14 protein-coding genes and 1 pseudogene are annotated in these 18201 nt (G+C 54.5%); all 15 read right to left on the reverse strand.

What is annotated here, in order from left to right; all coding sequences use genetic code 11:
• Nucleotides 1-52: 52 nt before the first annotated feature.
• Nucleotides 53-535 carry a hypothetical protein gene (locus VSQ62_RS21930; protein ID WP_016219330.1) on the reverse strand — a complete coding sequence of 161 codons (483 nt, stop codon included), beginning with the start codon at nucleotides 533-535 and terminating at the stop codon, nucleotides 53-55.
• A gap of 66 nt (nucleotides 536-601) precedes the next feature.
• Nucleotides 602-5524, reverse strand: coding sequence for a class B sortase (srtB, locus tag VSQ62_RS21935; protein ID WP_334636881.1), 4923 nt, complete (start codon nucleotides 5522-5524; stop codon nucleotides 602-604).
• Nucleotides 5525-5562: 38 nt separating this feature from the next.
• Nucleotides 5563-6744: a DUF4366 domain-containing protein gene (locus VSQ62_RS21940; RefSeq protein WP_135975253.1), complete on the reverse strand. Its 1182-nt coding sequence runs from the start codon at nucleotides 6742-6744 to the stop codon at nucleotides 5563-5565.
• Nucleotides 6734-6979 (reverse strand): DUF4315 family protein, encoded by a 246-nt coding sequence (locus VSQ62_RS21945; protein ID WP_004056054.1) that lies wholly within the window; start codon nucleotides 6977-6979, stop codon nucleotides 6734-6736. Before VSQ62_RS21945 ends, VSQ62_RS21940 begins: the two co-directional genes overlap by 11 nt.
• A 318-nt stretch (nucleotides 6980-7297) precedes the next feature.
• A complete protein-coding gene (locus tag VSQ62_RS21950; RefSeq protein WP_132226451.1) occupies nucleotides 7298-10246 on the reverse strand; it encodes a CD1108 family mobile element protein in 2949 nt (982 codons plus the stop codon).
• A gap of 40 nt (nucleotides 10247-10286) precedes the next feature.
• Nucleotides 10287-12650, reverse strand: a complete 2364-nt coding sequence (locus tag VSQ62_RS21955) for a VirB4-like conjugal transfer ATPase, CD1110 family (RefSeq protein ID WP_350339935.1) — start codon at nucleotides 12648-12650, stop codon at nucleotides 10287-10289.
• A gap of 10 nt (nucleotides 12651-12660) precedes the next feature.
• Nucleotides 12661-13095, reverse strand: a complete 435-nt coding sequence (locus VSQ62_RS21960; RefSeq protein ID WP_160275310.1) for a PrgI family protein — start codon at nucleotides 13093-13095, stop codon at nucleotides 12661-12663.
• Between the two features lie 28 nt (nucleotides 13096-13123).
• Nucleotides 13124-13681: an MT-A70 family methyltransferase gene (locus VSQ62_RS21965; RefSeq protein ID WP_004083309.1), complete on the reverse strand. Its 558-nt coding sequence runs from the start codon at nucleotides 13679-13681 to the stop codon at nucleotides 13124-13126.
• Nucleotides 13681-14124 (reverse strand): SpoVG family protein, encoded by a 444-nt coding sequence (locus VSQ62_RS21970; RefSeq protein WP_004083308.1) that lies wholly within the window; start codon nucleotides 14122-14124, stop codon nucleotides 13681-13683. Before VSQ62_RS21970 ends, VSQ62_RS21965 begins: the two co-directional genes overlap by 1 nt.
• A 42-nt stretch (nucleotides 14125-14166) precedes the next feature.
• Nucleotides 14167-15030, reverse strand: a complete 864-nt coding sequence (locus VSQ62_RS21975) for a VirB6/TrbL-like conjugal transfer protein, CD1112 family (protein WP_004056074.1) — start codon at nucleotides 15028-15030, stop codon at nucleotides 14167-14169.
• A 6-nt stretch (nucleotides 15031-15036) separates the two neighbouring features.
• The gene (locus tag VSQ62_RS32715; RefSeq protein WP_168356750.1) at nucleotides 15037-15183 is read right to left on the reverse strand and encodes a Maff2 family mobile element protein; all 147 of its coding nucleotides are present in this window, start codon (nucleotides 15181-15183) and stop codon (nucleotides 15037-15039) included.
• Nucleotides 15162-15542 carry a hypothetical protein gene (locus tag VSQ62_RS21985; protein ID WP_004056076.1) on the reverse strand — a complete coding sequence of 127 codons (381 nt, stop codon included), beginning with the start codon at nucleotides 15540-15542 and terminating at the stop codon, nucleotides 15162-15164. Before VSQ62_RS21985 ends, VSQ62_RS32715 begins: the two co-directional genes overlap by 22 nt.
• Nucleotides 15514-15648: pseudogene (locus VSQ62_RS21990) on the reverse strand (Maff2 family mobile element protein); the annotation flags it as partial. The gene VSQ62_RS21985 and the pseudogene VSQ62_RS21990, both read right to left, overlap by 29 nt.
• A 241-nt stretch (nucleotides 15649-15889) precedes the next feature.
• Nucleotides 15890-17734, reverse strand: a complete 1845-nt coding sequence (locus VSQ62_RS21995; protein ID WP_334636883.1) for a VirD4-like conjugal transfer protein, CD1115 family — start codon at nucleotides 17732-17734, stop codon at nucleotides 15890-15892.
• Complete coding sequence (locus VSQ62_RS22000; RefSeq protein ID WP_004056082.1) at nucleotides 17731-18201, reverse strand: PcfB family protein; 471 nt, start codon at nucleotides 18199-18201, stop codon at nucleotides 17731-17733. The genes VSQ62_RS21995 and VSQ62_RS22000 overlap by 4 nt, the downstream gene beginning before the upstream one ends.

Genomic DNA, 18201 nt, shown 5'->3' on the forward strand with positions numbered 1-18201 from the left:
GGACAGTTTTACTTGAAACAAAATGCGCATTATATTTCTTATCCGCTGCATTTCAGGCGCTCGGCAGATAAATCCAGTCGTGCATCAGGCACACGCTGGGTTCGTCCTCCCTGGGGACCAGGTGGTAGGTACATTCCCCGTACACGGTCCGCTTGTCCTCGATTTCCATGCCATACGCCTTGTAGAAGCGGTATTCCAGGTTGGAAATGATACACCGCAGCGTCTGCAGCGCCTCCCGCTGTGAGGTCACGATCAGGTCCCGGTCAATGCTGCGCTTTAAGAACAGCAGGGATTTATAAAGCTGTACCTCCGTCCGGTAAGGGCGGTAATCCTCATGCTCCAGCCAGCCGCTAAAGGCCACCGGCCCGCTCTGGATCACGTCACGTTCCGGGTGGTAATACTCGTAGCAGTCCAGGTTTGCCGTGTTCAGAAGATAGAGCATTTCCCGGACCTCATTCTCCGGCATATCATAGAACCGCAGAAGGGAGCGGTACAGATGGACGTAGCCGGGTATCGAAACAATGGTATTCACCATAGAAAAATCCTCCTATATAGCAGGTGCGGGAGCAGACAGCCCCCGCACCGATTTCCAATATTCCTGTTAATCGTTTACAGCCGCCAGCTTTCCAATGACGATAAAGCGGCTCTTACCTCCGGGCGTACAGGTGGAAAGGGTCAGCACCTTGTCACTGGAAGTCACCGTAACATCGGTCTCAATGACGGAGCGGCCTGCCATTTCAGAAAGCCATGTGGTGTAGGCCCCGTCATCCTTCCAGCTAAGCCTCCAGGGGGAGGTGTCGCTGCCGGATTCCGCCGGTTTCGCCTCAAATGCAGAGAAAACCTCCATCACATAACCGCCGTCAGGGGTGACAAGGTACATCTGCGGGTGCCCGTCATAATAGCCCTGTCCGCCATATTCATTCAGCGCGGCGAACATGGAGCCGTCCCGCATGTTGTGGCCGTAGATAATGGTATTGCGGTCTGAAAAATCCGCCTGATTCTCATAGTCTGCAAACAGGCAGCCCACCTTGTTATAGGTGCCGTCATACAGATGGTGCAGGTAATACTCGTTATTGTCTGTCTGCGTTACCGGGTAGTTGATGGCCGTATCGGGAAGGCTGAGCCACCCGATGATGTCCGGCCCGTTTTCCCTGAGGGCTTCAAAGTCAACAACAGGGAGGACCGCACTGGAATCCTCCCTGCCTGTTTCTTCCTCTGCCCCCGGTTCTTCCGGCTCCCCGGCCTGCTCCGGCACTTCCACATGTTCCGCCAGCCCGTCATAAGTTCCGGCGCTCTCGGCATACTGGCTGAGGTCGCGGACGATCAGGAAACCGCTGCCAAGAGCCAGCAACCCGCAGAGGGAAAGTACCGCAATGCCGGCAGCCTTTGTCCTGGCGGTATTTCTGCCGTGCTTTCCCTTTTTGAAATAGGCCGCAGCAGACAGCCCGCCGCCGATCACAGACAGCGCCAGGAGCCCGCCATACAGGAAGATAAAATTATCGTCCCCGGTCTGCGGTACCGCTTTGCCCGGATTGGACGGTGTGGACGGAGTGGATGGGTTGGACGGTGTTTTCGGATTGTCCGGGCTGTCCGGCGTTTCCGGTTTCTCCGGTTTTTCATTGAAGAACTGGACCATTGCGGTTTCGTCCGCCTTGACCTCCACCGTGGCAGCGTCGGGGATGATATAGTCCCTGCTTGCCCGGTTGGAGATTTCCGTTACGGTATAAATGCCGACACGCAGCCCCTTGACTTCGATCACGCCGGATTTCGGGGAGGTAAAGGTCTCACAATAGGAGCCGTCCGCATTCTTGACCTCAAAAGCAAACCCATCCTTGCGCCCGTCACTGGAATCCTTCGTGATCTTCAGGTTCCCGCGGTACGCCTCATTGGTAAAGCCGCACCCGGCCTCGCTGTTTTCCACAACGGCCACCTGGCCGTCCTCGGTGATCTCAAAATAGTAGGCGTTTTCATCCATCTGGTAGCCCTCCGGCGCCTTGCTTTCCTTCACAAAATAGCCCTTTGCCAGAAGGTTCTCCGCCGTATGGTAGCCCGCATCCGATTCTTTCAGTGTGCCGATCTTCGTATCTTCGGAATCAAATTCCTTATTGCCGTTGGCGTCCTCATACAGATCGAACACCGCGCCGGAGAGGAAACGCAGGAAGGTGTTGTTATCCTTGTCCTTTTTCTCCACGGAAGAAGGCTCGTCTACCGCTTCGGTTTTCATCACCTGCACGCTGCCCCGGATCAGGGTGTTTTCCACCTTAATCTTTATGCTCTGGCCATCCACACCGATATAGATATGGTGCTGTTCGGGGCTTACCGTATAAAGCGCCGGAGAGGAAATTTCCTTTACGATCCAGTGGCCGTAAGGGATATTCTCAAAGACAAAGCTGCCATCCTCGCCAGTAGTAACGGTAAGCAGCGCATTTTCCCCGGTAAATTCCTCGGTATCAGGCTTAAATAATCCCATGACCGCGCCGGCCAGCTTCACATCCTCGCCGCCATCCGGGTTTTCGCCGGTTTTCACGCCGTCCACACGCCCGCGCAGCAGGTCATTGGGAACCGCCCCGCCCTCATTTACAAGAACCTGCACCAGCGCCGCCTCCTGGCCGGCATATTCAAAAACAACCGGATATTCCGTATCAGGGAGGATATAAGCGCTGTTTGTGGTACGCTCCTTCACATAGTAGCTGCCAAAAGGCAGGTCGGAGGCAAAGGAAGCGCCATAGCCGCCCGCCTCATTCGGGTCAATGGAAACCACCTCCAGAAGCCCGCCTGCCGGGATCACGCTGCCGTCAAGGGCCGTCAGATCAGCGGAAGCATACAGCCCGAAAGAAATGTCTTTGTATTCCTCGTTCATGCCGAGCCCGAAAAGCTCGTCCGTTTCCAGCGCTTTAGACAGGCTTACCGCCACCTTCTGGCGCTCGTCATAGAGGCCGGCTGCGGCATGTGTCACTTCCACGGTTTCCCCCGCATAAGTAAGCTCCGCGTATTCCGGCTGGGTGTTTAAGACCATCCCCTCCGGCGCCTGGCGTTCCTCCAGACGGTAACGGCCCAGGTACAAAAGCCCGCTCTGTGCCGTTCCATCCTCCCCGGTGGTAAGGGTCTCCACGACGGCATCCTTTGCCGCCCTGAGCGTACCGTCGCCGGTATAAATATCTTCATCCGCGATCACGTCATAGACTGCGCCCGGAAGCCCCATGACCTCATACACCGGCTGGTACAGGCCGCCGTTCTCCTGGACGGAAGCGAATACCTCGCCGGTCTTGGTAATGGTAAGCTGCCCCTTCTGCGGCATATTGTGCTGTGTGACCGTGACAACCGACTCGCTGCCGTCAATGGTAAACGGCACCGGCTCACTGGAAAGCACATAACCGTAGGGCGCCGCCACCTCATACAATTCATAATCTCCGGTGTGCAGAGGCTCCGGCAGCATCAGCCAGCCTTCATCCGAAACATAGAAGGTATCAAGGGTTTCCGGGTTCGGGTAGTAGATTTCCTGGGTGACAAGTTCCCCGGTGGACAAATCCCTGATCTGGAAGCCGGTGCCCGTCATCGGGATAATATTGCCGGTCTCCGCATCGCATTTCTCCACACGCAGCCTTGCGGTAATGGTACGGTTATTCAGGATATAGCTGTAAGTCTGTCCGTTGGAGGAAACAAAGACCGTAAAATCCGGGATAAATGCCTTCCCTTCCTCGCCGGAAACCTGATGCACCGTGTAATGTCCGTAGGGGAGCATTTTGGAGGAAGCGAAGCCGTCCCCGTCCGTGGTGAGCAGGTCACGCTCGCTTTCCTTCGCTGCGTCATAGCTGCCAGCCGCTTTCAGATAGACCTCAAAAACTGCGCCGGCCTCCGGGCGCTCAATGACGCCCTCATTGGGCTCGTCCGTATTTTCATCCCCGGACACATCCGGGTCCAGGTCCTCCGTATGCTTCACAAGCTGGATGTTTCCGTAAATGACCGTTTCCGTGACCTGGTTCTCGGTGGTGTTCAGCTCCACTTCATAAAGCGTGGGGGAAGCGCCCACCTCATAGACCGTATCGTTTAAGAGGTAGCCGGTGCTCGGCTCGATCTCCCGCACGGTCCAGTTATCGCCGCAGACATAGTACCGGGTCATAAAGCTGCCGTCCGGCCCGGTAGTGTAGGTGTCTACCAGCTCGCCGTTGCTATAAATCCCGTAAACTGCCCCTGCAAGGGTGGCGTCGCCCTGGGCGGCGCCGGTATCTGCGTCACTCTTTACCACATGGGCACGGAATTTTTTCAGGATATTGCTGAAATGCACCGTGGCGGTCTGGCCGCTTTCAATGGTGACATACTGCGCGGAAGGGGTCACATAGCGGTCCACCGGCAGCTCCTTCACCAGATAGGTGCCGGGCAGCAGCTTTTCCTTGATCTGCCCGTTTTCCCCGGTAGTGACGGTTTCATCCACCTTGTTCCCCAGGATGTCCGTGCCGGAGATTTGGAAAGGAATCCCGGACACAATGCCGTCCTCGCTGGTCTTGACAATCTTTGCGGTGCCGTAGGTCTCGGTCTTGATCTTTACAAAGAAGGAGACCGGGTCGCTGGCGCCGGTCATCATGGTCTGGTAACCCGGCCTCCCCCAGATCAGCATGTCGTTAGCAACCGGAATATCCTTTCGGAATTCAAAGGTGACAGGGTCCATGATCATGTTCTTGCTGGTGAACGTGTACTTGTTCCCGCTCCTTGTGGCGGAAACGCCGCTGCCTTTCAGGGTCTCCAGATCGATTTTCAGGTTATTGGTGTCCGTGACGGTCAGGGTATAGACTTTTTTCTCCGTGTCCCATTTCAGCTCCAGCTCCGGGGCTTCACTTTTCTTCGTGGAAGTAAAGGAGGGGACCGTGGAATGGGAGGCGACCTGTGAAAGAATCCAGTTGTAGGCTTTTTCCGCAGGACGTCCGGCAATCACGCTGAAATACTGGTCTGCATTTGCCTGGCCGTTCCCATGCCGGCTGTAAGGGTCGCTGCGGAGCTGCTGCTGGTATTCCCAGAGGATGATCTGCGTCGCCATTTTATAATCATCCTCGTTAATGCCGGACACAGGGAGGGAAGCGCCGGGTTTCCAGCCGTAGATCGCCGTCAGGGTAATGCCCCGGCGTGCTTCTGCCGGAAGGAGGTTCAAGTAATTGCTGTTCGTGCCGCTTTCCGATGTATAGGTATTGTCAGAAGTGTTATAGGCAATGCCGCTCTCCACACAATAGACCTGCTGGCTGCTCCCGTCCGAAGCTGTCAGCATATAATGCCGGTAAGCGTTGCCCCCGGGACTGCTGCGCACATCCATCGTCCCGTCAGAATTGTAGACAAGGTAGGTGTAAGGCGCCGGCGCATAATAATGCTGCCCGTCAGACCCCACATATTGATCGCCCAGCCAGGAGCTTGCTTTCTGTCCCGGCGAAAACGCAAACGCCTGAGTAGGGATCAGCCCAAAGACGCATACTGCGCAGAGAAGAAATGCCAGCAGCCGCTTTAGGCCGCTACGGTGATGGATTGTTGTTTTCTCCATGTAATATCCTCGCTTTCTTAAAATAGTAAAGGACAGCTTTATTCGCTGTCCCTGTCGTCAAAATCGTCCTCGGAGAGAAATTCCGTCTCGCCGTAAGCCTCATCCGGGTCAAAGCCTTCGCCGTACCCGTCATCCTCGAAATCTTCGTCATCCTCTGCCTGTTGTTTCGGACGGACGATCTTCACATAATAGCCAACGCCTCCTGCTGCAAGCAGGGCAATGATAATAAAAATGATCGTGCCGGCGCTGCCCTTGTCTTTTTTTGGCTGCTCGGCCTGCGCGGGTTCCTCCGTTTCCGCAGGTTTTTCCTTCCCGGCACAGCCTTTCAGGTCATTCTTGCAGACCGGGCAGGCGGTATCAACTTCCCCGGCTGCGCATTTCTCCGTACAGGTGCAGACATCCTCTGCCGGGATCGCACTCATGGTGTCCTCGCTCTTTTCCGCCAGCGCCATCAGGTCAGCCTCGGTAACGCCGTTCAGGAAGTAGACGTTGTTGCCGTCCCGCTTTCCGTCAATAATCAGATAGAACACATTCCCGTCCTCGGAGGTGATGGTGTAAAACTGTTTATCCCCATCTTCCCCGGTGGCCGTATCTAACACCGTGCCGGTGCCCTCCGGGGTAAACGCGCCGTCCGGGATAGCGGAAGCGGATTCCGTTTCCTCCTGGGAATCGGGGCTGCCGCCGTTTGTGCCGGAGGCTGTATTACCGCCGCCATTGGCGCCCGTATTCGTACCTGTATTAGAACCGTTCCCGGAATTGCTGTTCCCGGCATTGCTGTTTGTGCTGCCAGGGGAAGCAGCCTGGGCCTGCACAGGTTTTGCCGCCGTGCCGCCCTGGTTCTGCTGTGTTGCAGCCGCAGGTTTTTCCGTGGGCGCCGGTTCCTCATAATAGGGATTCTCAAACTTCACGGTCTTTGAGCGGTTCCCGGCATAGTCCTGGGCGTACACGCTTACCTGCTTTTCCGTGCCGGCATAATCCTTTAAGGTGACGGAAGCCGCCCCATTGGTTAGGGAATTGATACGGTTCCCGTCCACAAAGACCGCCTCCACGCCGGAATTATCGTCGCTGCTTTCTATTTTCAGCGTGTCGCCGTCCAGGGAAGCCGTAAGTTCGGGCGGCGTGGTATCTTTGTCCCCGGCTGCATAAGCCGTCAGGGGCAAAGATATGGCGCTTATGACAAGCATAAGCGCCAGTAGCAGAGAGATTTTTTTAGTCCTCATTCTTATCCTCCTGTTTCTGCAGCGGGCCATCCCCGGACGGGGCGGACTGCTGCGATTTCAGAAATTCGGCCAGCTGCTGGGGTGTCAGATGGAAGCTGCGGGCAATCGCCACATAATCGGTATTCTCCAGCTCCGTTTTCTGCTTTTCCAGGTCGCGGAGCTTGGCCTGCATCTCCGCAATCTTTGTTTTTGTCTTGTCGATCTCTTTCTCCAGTTTCTCAATCTTAGGGTTCAATTTATTACCTCCAATCTGTCTTTTTGCAAAACAGTTTGATAATAATAAGCTCCATAATTACAATTAAGTTTGATAATTTACTCCAAAACTTAATATCACGAAGCCATGTTGCAGAAAAATAAAGAAGCAAAATAAGAACCATGCTCCTTTAAGTGCCACGAAATCTCCGTTTTTATCAACTTTAATTGTCATTTTCTTTGAGTTTTATCAATCATAATTGTTAATTCCTTTGTGAAGCCGTTTTTATCAAACAAAGTTGTAAATTATCAATCTTTATTGCAAAATTATCAAACTTAATTGTCACTGGACACCAATCTGTCAGGGCAGACGCCCGAATGTATAAAAATGCTGCTGCCAGTAGCTTGTGTTGATATTTGCGTAGGAGATCGGGTCCCCGCAGTGGATCATCATCCCGTTGCCCACATAGATTCCCACATGGCTTGCGCCGCTGGTATTGTAGGTGCCCTGGAAGAATATCAGGTCGCCGGGCCTTGCATCCGCGCTTGATACAGGCGTGCACACGCCTAAAAGCCCGTCTGCGGTAAGCCGTCCGAAGTTCCAGCCCACGCCGCAATGGTTGACTACCCAGGAAACATAGCCGGAACAGTCAAAGGAAGTGGAAGGGCTTGCGCCTCCCCATACATACGGATAGCCTAAATACTTTTCGGCCTCCGCGAGCATGGCGGCAAATTTTTCATCTGCAAGGGCCTCCGGCGGGACGTCATAGTCAAAATAGTTCCCTCCGCCGCCTGCGCCTGCCTCCGGTAAATGCCGCTCGCTGGTATCGCCGGTATCGGCAAAATACAACGGGTTCATATACTGGCCGTCAACCAGCACCTCCAGGTGCAGGTGCGGCCCGGTGGAATTTCCGGTGCTGCCGACCTTCGCGATCACATCCCCGGCCTTTACCTCCTGTCCGGCAGATACAAAAATCTGTGAACAGTGGCCGTATTTGGTGGTAAGGGAGCGCCCCTCATAAGCCTCGCCCTCAATGGCAACGCACAGGCCGTATCCGCCGGCTTCACCGGCCAGCGTGACCGTGCCGTCATGCCCGGCTAAAATCTCCGTGCCCTGGGGCATCCCGATGTCAACGCCGGTATGGTAGTTCTTTCCCCCGCTGATCGGGTGTACCCGGTAGCCGTAGTAGCTGGTGACATAGGGCAGCCAGTTCGTGCCAAATACATTTTTCACATACTGCCGGTTGCCTTTGGTCTGCAACAGAATCTCGCAGATTTCCTTCTGGTCTGGGTTCATGCGTGAAACAACCAGGTTTTCAAGCGGCGTAGAAGTAAGCGTTACATTCAGGATGTGCCACTCATAAGGCACTTCTTCCTCTGTTTCCTCGCCGGTCTCCGGGTCAACGCTGGTTTCTGTCCGGTAGCGGGTTTCCGTTTCTTCTGAAAAAGACAGGGAATACTGCCCGTTAAACAGCTCCCGGAGGACACCCTCGATCTGCGCATAGGTAAAATTCTGATAGGCAGAAGTGAGGTACCCCATTAAGACATAGGGATCATGCTCAATGGGGCCGATATTATAGCGGTACTCGTCATAGCCGGGCCGGTCCGATTCCACACGGTTAATCTGCATCTGCAGGTCCGTTTCCCACTCGGTATAAGCAAGCTCCGCATTGTTGATGTCCGCATCGTCCGCCAGATAGGTAGAGGCTGCAAGGCTGCCCAGCCCTCCGGCCCCCAGGTTGGAAAAGGAAGAAATCAGGGACGCGATCAGGAAAAATACCAAAAGGAGCAGGAGCACGATCCCGCATATGACCGGGTGGCGCCTGACGGCATGGACCACGCCGGCAGCGATCTTTTCCGTGGTAACGGCGGTGTTCTTTGCACGCTTTCCCGCTTTTTTCGCTTCTCTGGCTGCTTTGGCATACTGGCGTTTTATCTTTTGTTTCTGCCACATCCGGGCAAGAAGGTTTTTCTTCAGTTCCGGGCTGTCATGCAGGGTCTGCCGGTAGGCAAGCCGGGCATTGGCCCTGGCTGATCTCTGCTGTAATTTTGCCACCCTGCGGTACGGCGCCGTCTTATGCCTGTGATATGCCATACGCAGCCCCGATTCGCTTACAAGCTCGGTGCGGTGGGCCGCTTTAATGCCGACATTTTCATTCTCTGCCTGGTAAATCTTTTTATGGGCGTAACCCACCGCCATATTTGCGCCGGCCTTTACCGGGCGCATCGGAACGGGACCCTTGACATGGGCCCGCTGGGATTTCACCTCCTTTTCAAATTTCAGGCGCTTTTTGGCCTTGCCCGTATCGGGATCAGAAGATGTTTCCATCCGCAACTTACGGCGGGCAGGAAGGCGGTTTTCCGCCTGTTCCAGTTTTTCCGCTGTCCGTTCTGCCTTCCGTCGGGCTTTCGTGAGCTTCTTATCCGCTGTTTCCGGTGGGAGTTCGTCAGCGGTAAATTCCAGCTTGGAAGGCCGTTTTGGTTCTCCTTCGGCTGCCTCCGGCGGTTTCTCCTGAGGTTCCCCGGCTTTTGCCGCCTCCTGAAAGCGCTGTTGGTATTTATTACCATGCTGCCGTGTCCGGTTCCAGTGTCCTGCCTGGCCGGATTTTTCTTCCCCTTTCTGTGCCCCGGCTCCTTCCTGAAATAGTTTCCCATACCGGGAATCCGTACCTTTCGGACCGTGTTCTGCAAAAGCTGTCTGTCCGGGATTTTCCTGGCCGGAATCCGCCTGCCTGGGTTCTTCCTGCCTGAAATTCTGGTAAGCGGCATTGCGCCTCCCTGGGCTCTCCTGGCTGGAATCCGCCCGCCTGGGTTCTTCCTGCCTGAAATTCTGGTAAGCGACATTGCGCCTCCCTGGGCTCTCCTGGCTGAAATCTGCTTGTCTGGGTTCTTCCTGCTTGAAATTCTGGTAAGCGGCATTGCGCCTCCCTGGGCTCCCCTGGCTGAAATCCTCCTGCCTGGAATCCCTGTAAGCAGCATTGCCCTGTCCTTGGCTGCCCCGCCTGGTTTCTGGCACATATGGTTCTGATCCAGTTGGTTCCTGTCCGGGAAAAACCTGGGTAGGGGAATCCTGTGCTGCCGTATCACTGTTTTCGCAACCGGCAAATATATCTGATCCATAAGTTTCCGTCTGCACCGGCGCCGCCTGCCTGCGGTTCCTTGAAGTGCCGGAAGAAGGGGCGTCCCTTGCCCGGCGCAGGTCATAATCCGGCTCTCCCTGCCGGGCCGCCATGCGGTCCTCCCCGTGGGAATCCCGCGCCGGCATCCGGGCATCTTTCTGTTTCCTCTGAAAATTCCTGTCACGCGCCATTGCCCTCACCTCCAATCGCTTTCAGGGTATTTTTGTTTCCTCATGCCTTCGTCCCCGCCACTTCATCAGGCCGTGTTGTAAGTACGCTGTACAGCAGGGTATCCTTCGGAAAATGATCGACAAAGGGGATAATCACATTCCCGAAGAACAGAAGCCCCTCGCCGGGGCCGGAATGGGTCACATAGGAAAGCTGGTGCGGGGAAATCCCCAGCTGCTTCGCCAGAATCTGCCGGTCCCCCTGGGCCTGGTTCAGCATGTAGATAAAATCCGAGTTCTCAAAGATATTCTCGATCTCACGGGAGGCCAGCAGGTCCTTCACGTTCTGCGTCAGGCCGCTCGGTATGCCGCCCCATTTCCTGAACCGTTTCCAGATTTCCACGCTGAAACTTCCGGTCTGTCCTTTCAAAAGGAGATGGAATTCATCAATATAGAACCAGGTCGTCTTATGCTTGGAACGGTTGGCCGTGACACGGTTCCACACGGCATCCTGCATAATGAGAAGGCCGATCTCTTTCAGTGCTTTCCCCAGAGACTTTAACTGGAAGCAGAGTACCCGGTGGTTGTTCATGTCAATGTTGGAACGGTGATTGAACACATTCAGGGAACCATTGACATAGATTTCCAAAGCCGTAGCGATATTCTGTGCCTCCGGTTCAGCCTGCTTCAAAAGCAGCTCATACAGGTCTCCCAGGATCGGCATATTCTCCGGGCGGGGGTCCTGCAGGTAATCCCGGTACACCAGCCTCGTGCAGCGGTCAATAATGGTCCTCTCAATCGGGGAAAGCCCTTCCTTGCCGCCGATAATAAGGTCACACAGCGACAGGATAAAATCGCTTTTCAGCGTAATGGGGTTTTCATCGTCCGAATAGTCCAGGTTAATGTCCATCGGGTTGATGTAGTTGGTGGAAGTCGGGGAAATATCAATGACCTGCCCCTGGGCGCCGAACTGCTGTACTAAAGGCCCGTACTCATTTTCCGGGTCTGCAATGATGATGTCATCCTCCGTTAAAAGGAACACATTGACGATCTCACGCTTTGCCGAGAAAGACTTGCCGCTGCCCGGCGTGCCTAAGAACAGGCCGTTGGGGTTCTTTAAGTTCTTGCGGTTCGCCATGATCAGGTTGTTGCTTAAAGCGTTCAGGCCATAATAAAGCGCCTCGCCCTCCTGGAACAGCTCGCAGGTCGTGAACGGCACGAAAATGGCGGTGCTGCTGGTCGTAAGCCCCCGCTCAATCTCAACCTGGTTCAGCCCTAATGCAAGGGAGGACATAAGGCCCTGCTCCTGCTGGAAGTCCAGACGTTTCAGGGCACAGTTATATTTCTGCGCAATGCCGGAGGCAGACAGAATATCGTTCAGCAGCTTCTGGCGTTTCGGCGCGATGTTCTCCACCAGTACCGTGACTAAAAACATCCGCTCATTCCGGCTCTGCAAATCCTGTAAGAGATTTTTTGCTTCTTCGCCATAGGTGGCAAGGTCGGTAGGTATGATGTCCATGTCATACCCGGCGCGGACCGCTTTCTTCTGTTCCTCAATGGTCATTTTCTGCAAATCGGACATTTTGCGCTTGATGTTCTTGATCGCCTGGGCCTGGTCGATGGACTGGATATGCAGGTTCACCGTCACGGCGTCGTCCAGGTCAAGGAGCTCCGCCAGCAGTCGGTCCGTCAGCTCCGGCGCTAAAATCTGCAAAAAAGACACCGCCCCGGAATGGTCGGCTACCCGGAAAGTCTTTCCGTCATTTGAGAACGACAGGCCGGAGGGCGAAATAAAATCCTTTGTGGAAAGCCCGGTTTTCGGCAGGTCCGCCCAGACAAAATGAAACTTTTCCTGCCCGTCCGGGTGGAGCTGGCTGTGAAGAACCTCCAGGCGTTCCAGCCCATTAAGTGGCTTTGCATGCGCTCCCAGGGCTTTGAAATTCGCCAGCACATCGGCCTCGATCCGCTCCAGGCGCATCTTCGCGGTGCGAAGGTCGTCGGCCTCAATGCCGAAAGTGATATATTTCCGCTTGGTAAGGCCGTTGTTGCCTTTTTGGAGCTGGCCCTTTAACATATCCCCATACTCCCTGCGGATTCCGTCATATTCGTCGCCGCGGATGGGGATGTCGATACTGCGGGCGAAATCCTGCATATTTGCACGCTGGTTGATGAAGGTAAGCTGCACATGGATCGAAGCGTCAAAATAATTGAGGAAATCACAGTAGCCCTCAAAAATCTGCGCCTTGTCATCCGCCTGTGCGAGCTGGTAGTTAATGTCAAAAAACTGCACCGTCTTGGTGTAGAGCTTATCCGTCAGCCGGCAGATCCCATCCCGGTACATTTCCTTATAGGGAATGCTCTGCTGGACCGTCTGCGGGGCGTCCGATTTAAGCCCACTGAAAAAGCCGCCTTTCCTGGACGGCTTTATGCGGGAAGCATTACGCCCGCCTGTTTTTGCGTCTGCCCTGGCCTTTTTTGCCTGCCTGATGTTTCTTTGCAGGCGCTTTTCCTGGGCCTCCTGCTGTCTGGTTTTTGGCAATCCTCATAACCTCCTTCTCTGACATGGATTTATACAAATTTTCCGTCCGGTATGGCCGTTTCTTCGGCCAGAGCTTATAGCGGAGCCTGTTTTTCAGAAGTTTCTCCGCCGACTGCCCATCCCGCTCATACATGGCGAAAAAGAAAAAGGGCATCATAAGCCCGATCATCATTAGCACCGCCGCCGAGTTACCGACAGCGCCGCGGGTAAGGAAGTATACCGGCAGCCCGACCAATGCGGCCAGGCTGAAACAGATAAGCTGGCGCTTCGTCAGGTTGAACGCCAGCTTGGTCTTGACTTTCGTTAAGTCTTTGGGTACGGGTACATAAGGCATGTAAATTCACCTCCATTCATGCTGTATCTCACTGGTTTTGTTCCTGCATCGTGACCGTGGATTCCACCTCATTGCCCCACACATCCCAGCCGGGGGTCTGCTGCCTTGCAAAAAGCTCTATCCTGGGCTGGTCGCCCATGAGCTTCACAATCTTATCCCGTACCTCGTCCGGCTTCTTGCTGTGCTGCTCAATATGGGAGATTACAAACTGGTGGATTCCCGCGCACTGGCGTTTCGGGCGCCCGCGTGTCGCCAGAAGGCATACCTCCGCATTAGAGCGGGTCCAGAACCCCATCCCGTAAAACCAGGAATCTGCTTTCCGGTTCTGTTTGAGCCAGAGGAAGGCCAGCGTCTTATATTTGAACCCCCATGCTTCGATCACCCGGAACGCCTCATTAAGCTGTGGGAAGGTGGCCCATAGGAAAAGCGCACTGTCTTTGGCCGCAAGGTCTGCAACCGGCAGCGCGCATATTTCTTCCATGCTCATGGTGGGGTAGTGCTTTTCGGCCACCCCATTTCCGCGTTTCATATCATAGCGCCAGGGCGGGTCCGCGTACACGATGCCATATTTTCCGGCCTCCGCCATTACCGGGCCTGCTCATTCTTGGCCGGGGCGGATTTTGCCGGGGGCGTCTTGACCTTGCCGGCATTTTCTTTCAGGGCGCCGGCCAGGGAAGGCTTCTCCGCCGCTCCCTTTGTCGCTTCAAGGGTGGCCTGCAGGTTTTCAATCGCCTGGCCGTACCCTCCGATCAGGGCGTCATTAAGCTGCCTGCGGAAATCCGCCGTCACCGGCCAGCAGACATCCCTCCATTTTCCCTGCTTATCCTGGGTGGAGGGCATATTGACGTACAGGCCGTTCTCGCCGGAGCAGATACGGAAGCCGTCGATCTTGAAACAGTCCCCAATCGTCACATTGGCGAAAGCCAGAAGGTTCCCCATCGGGGCAATCGGGCGTACCGTTACATCCAGCTTCAAGCCCTCGCCCGCCTGGGCCTCCGGCTGCATGGTTTCATGGTTGGTCTTACTCATATAGAAAAATCCTCCTTCTTGTTAAAATAGGTCGGTTACACACTAATGCGAGTTAAAAATACTTTTGGATAGCGAGCCTGTCTTAAACAGGGCAAAGGCCAGCAGGACCGTATAGCCTGCCGTGCCCCAGATCGCGCCGTGGATGTCGCCGGAAGAAGGGATTGACTGGACCAGCGCCGCATAGATCGCGACGCAGACCATAATCAAAAACCCCTGGAAACCTAAAGCAAACAGGGAACGCAGGTAATTCGTCCCCATCTGCCCCCATTCACGGTTTGCCATTGTGGAAAACGGTATGGGTGCCAGGCTGACCGTGAGATATATTTCAATCATGCGGCCATACACAATGACAAAGATCACGATGGACAACACCCACATGCACAGGTTGATAATGTTGGTCTCCAGCCACAGGCCGATCAGTTCCCACATCCCCATTGCTTCAAGCTGCGTTTCCAGGTCGGCCAGCGCGGCGGTAACATCCATGCTCCCGTTTATCACGCCGGAACTTTGATTCACCACATGCTGGGCGACGTCAAACACCGCCATGACGATGGTAAAACAGTTGGTGAGCAGGTATGTGGCAACAAAGGTTTTGAAAATCCACTTGAAGATGTTGAACGTATCAAAATCGTGCATGTTGTTCTTTTCCAGGATCATCTGGATCAGTTCATAGACAAGAACAAAAGTCAGGATGATTCCCGCAATGGGAATGACGACGGTTTCAGAAAGATTCTGGATCATGCTGAACACGCCGCCATTCCATCCCTGCGGTGTCTGGCCTACCTGTGAGGCCACATCCGAGACCTGGCTGTTGACGGACTCAAAGATACCGGTGTATTGTCCTGTGATCGCTTCAATCAAGCCCTCTTTAATCCAGTCTGTTATCCATTCAAACAGACTGCCCATCGGCTATTAACCGAACAGGCCGGAGAGCAGCGGGATCAGCGTGGCACCCACCAGCGCAATACCTCCGCCAGCCATAAGCTGTTTCATCCGTTTTTGTTCACACCGGGTCGCTGCCCCGGTGCGGCCCCACTTCAAAAGAAGCGGACACCCCATGCTTTCACATGGGCGCAGACTATATCTTCACCCGCATGGAGCGGGGCAGGCTGCTTCGGGCCGCTCGGCCCTACTCCTGCAAAGGATAGTCGTTGAACCTTCCCCTGTTCGGGGCTTGGCTGCTGATCGCCCATTGTCCCGGCGTTTAGGTTCGCACCCTGCGCCATCCGTGCGTTTTTTTCCGCTTTCGCCACCGTCACATCCGGGCATGTTTCATCCCCATGTTTTGGTACGCACGGCTTTAGGGGTTCCCAGCAATTCAGCCTGTTGCCGTATGGACTTCCACCATACGCTGCACGGCAATTACTTGTCCGTGGAGGGCGTAGCTTACCCCTGCGACTTGGCTCCGGGATTGTCATTGCCATAACCCTCCAGAAGGTTGATGACACCCCATGCGCCGAGGCCGGCACCCAGAGCAATCACCAGAATTTTCAGGGTATCAATCGCACTTGCAAAAAAAGCCATAAAGAAGTCCTCCTTTAATTTGAAATATATTGGTTTTGTGGTATGGCCGTATCTGGCCGGAAACGAAAAAACGCCCCTGTGCTTTAAGAAAATCTGCATAAAGCACAGGGGCGGCATAGTCCAGGATCATCCTGGAAAGGTATACAGTTGTCAGGGAGGGGCGCGAATCCTCAATAGAACCTCCTTCCGGTGAAAAGAAAAAGCCCGCCAAAGCCAGAGACTTTAACAGGCAGCTACATCATCATACAGCCGGCGCCTCCAAATCCTCCGCCGTGACCTCATAATTGCGGTACAGCTCCCCAGGGCTGACGGGCAACCTGGTTGAGAGGAATCTTTCAATGTCAAACGCATTTTTAGGGGCATAATCCGACAGGTATTTATAGTTCGGGTGTTTCGTAATATCGTACTTGCGGGAGAGGAAGGGCCGGACGCCCCTAATCTGCAGGAGGCATTTCCCGCCGTCCATCACGGCCAGCTCGTCCACCGACATCAAATCCTTTCCCAATTTCTGAAAATTCTGTCCGTGGGATTCCTGGCTGCCTTTGGTGACGCTGGTGTTATACATGTCGATGGTCTCTTTTCCCAGCAGGGAATTCCAGCTTTTCAGCGTGGTTTCCTCCTTGCCTCCCAGGAAAAGGGAAGCGTCACAATTCCCGATGATGGTGTCCATGTTGTCCTTATAGAGCGCCTTTAGCTGGCTCTGCGCCTGCAATACCAGGCAGGCTGAAATCTCCCTGGAACGGATCGTCGCCATCAGCTTTTCCAGGTTCGGAATCTGCCCGATATTGGCGGCCTCGTCGATCAGGCACCGCACATGTACCGGCAGCCTGCCGCCATACTTGTCATCGGCACGCTCGCACAGCAGATTGAACAGCTGCGTATAGGCCATGCTGACAAGGAAATTGAACGTCGCATCCGTATCACTGATGATAAAGAACAGCGCTGTTTTCCTGTCCCCGACCAGGTCAAGCTCCAGCTCGTCATACATGGTGATCTCCCGGACCTCCTTAATATCGAATGGCGCCAGTCTGGCGCCGCAGCTAATAAGTATGCTTTTGGCGGTCTTGCCCGCCGCTAATTTATATTTCTTATACTGGCGGAGGGCGAAGTGGTCCGGGTCTTTCTGCTCCAGCGCGTCAAAGAGAAGGTCAACGGCATTTTTGAAACTTTCGTCATCTTCCCGGACCTCCATAGCGTTTATCATTTCTACCAGAGTGGAAAAATTCTGCTCGTTTGTCGGGGCCTCATAATAGATATAGCCGATCAGCGCCGTATACAGCAGGGTCTCGGCCTTGACCCAAAAATCGTCGCCGGATTTTCCTTCCCCTTTGGTATTGGCAATCAGCACCGTTACCAGTTTCAGAATGTCTTTCTCATTGTGAATGTAGGCAAAAGGGTTGTAGTGCATACTTTTTGAAAAATTGATCGTATTGAATACCTTAATCTTATAAGGCTCATACACAGTTTTTCCATTCTTTCCCTTGACCGGTTTTCCATCCTTGTCCAGTTTCGGCATGCCGCGGCTTAGCAGCTTTCCCACTTCGATCAGGACCGTACCTTTCGGATCGGTGACGACATACGAACTATGGAGCTGCATGAGGTTGGGTTTTATAAAAAATCTCGTCTTGCCGGAACCGGAACCGCCGACTACCAGCACATTTTTATTGCGGGCATGGGCCGGATTCTTCGGCCTGCCGGACATCATAAGCCCCTCGGTCTGCGTCAGGATAATGTTGTTTTCCGGTTTCGGGTCCATAAAAGGGGCAATGTCTGTTTTGTTCCCCCACCGTGCAGAGCCGTACTCCACATCTTTGCGGTACTTTTTTGCATTTTTTCCCTTCACATATACCGCCAGCCGCACGATAGCCGCCCCGCATAATCCCGCCAGCCAGTCCAGTGCCGCACCCGGCCACATGCTTTGAAATGCCAGCGAGAAACCTTCGGACAATCCTAACAATTTCTGTGAGGCGTCCGTTCCGGGGGCAAGGCGCACCGCCTCGCCCAGCTTCGCAAATACCAGAAGGAACAAAAGATAGGGCAGGTGGAGGATCACCTGCTTTTTTAAGGCATCCGTGTCTATCTTCATCGTTCCGGCCCTCCGTGTTCCTTGTTCTTCACCCGGTCACGGCCAAGAGCCTGCGCCAGCTCCTTGAATTTATGGAGCTGGGAGAGCAGCGACGGCCTGGCGCTCCGGGCAAGGTCTTTCTGGGTATATTCCTTAAAAGCTGCCGTCAGCGCGTCCGCCTGGTTCGCTTTGAAATAGACCGTCCATTTAGGCGGGTCAGTCCCCAGCTCTTTTTCAATATGGTAGCGGACCTGGTGTTTCCTGGCGTACCGCTCAAAGGAGCGGATTCTGCCGGACACTTCAATAGTGTTGGCTCCTGGGTCCTTACAGGTCAGCCGTTTCATGCTGTTCCTGCCGACTTTCGGGGTCGTGCGTTCCTGCTCCATCTTCTGGAGCACGGCGGCAATGGCAGAGCGCAGCACCCGCCCGGACAGCTTCGCTGCCTGGATGGAAACTGATACGGTCCGCTGTTCCAAATCTTCCTGCAT

Source organism: Sporofaciens sp. JLR.KK001, from assembly GCF_036941055.1.
GTDB lineage: Bacteria > Bacillota > Clostridia > Lachnospirales > Lachnospiraceae > Sporofaciens.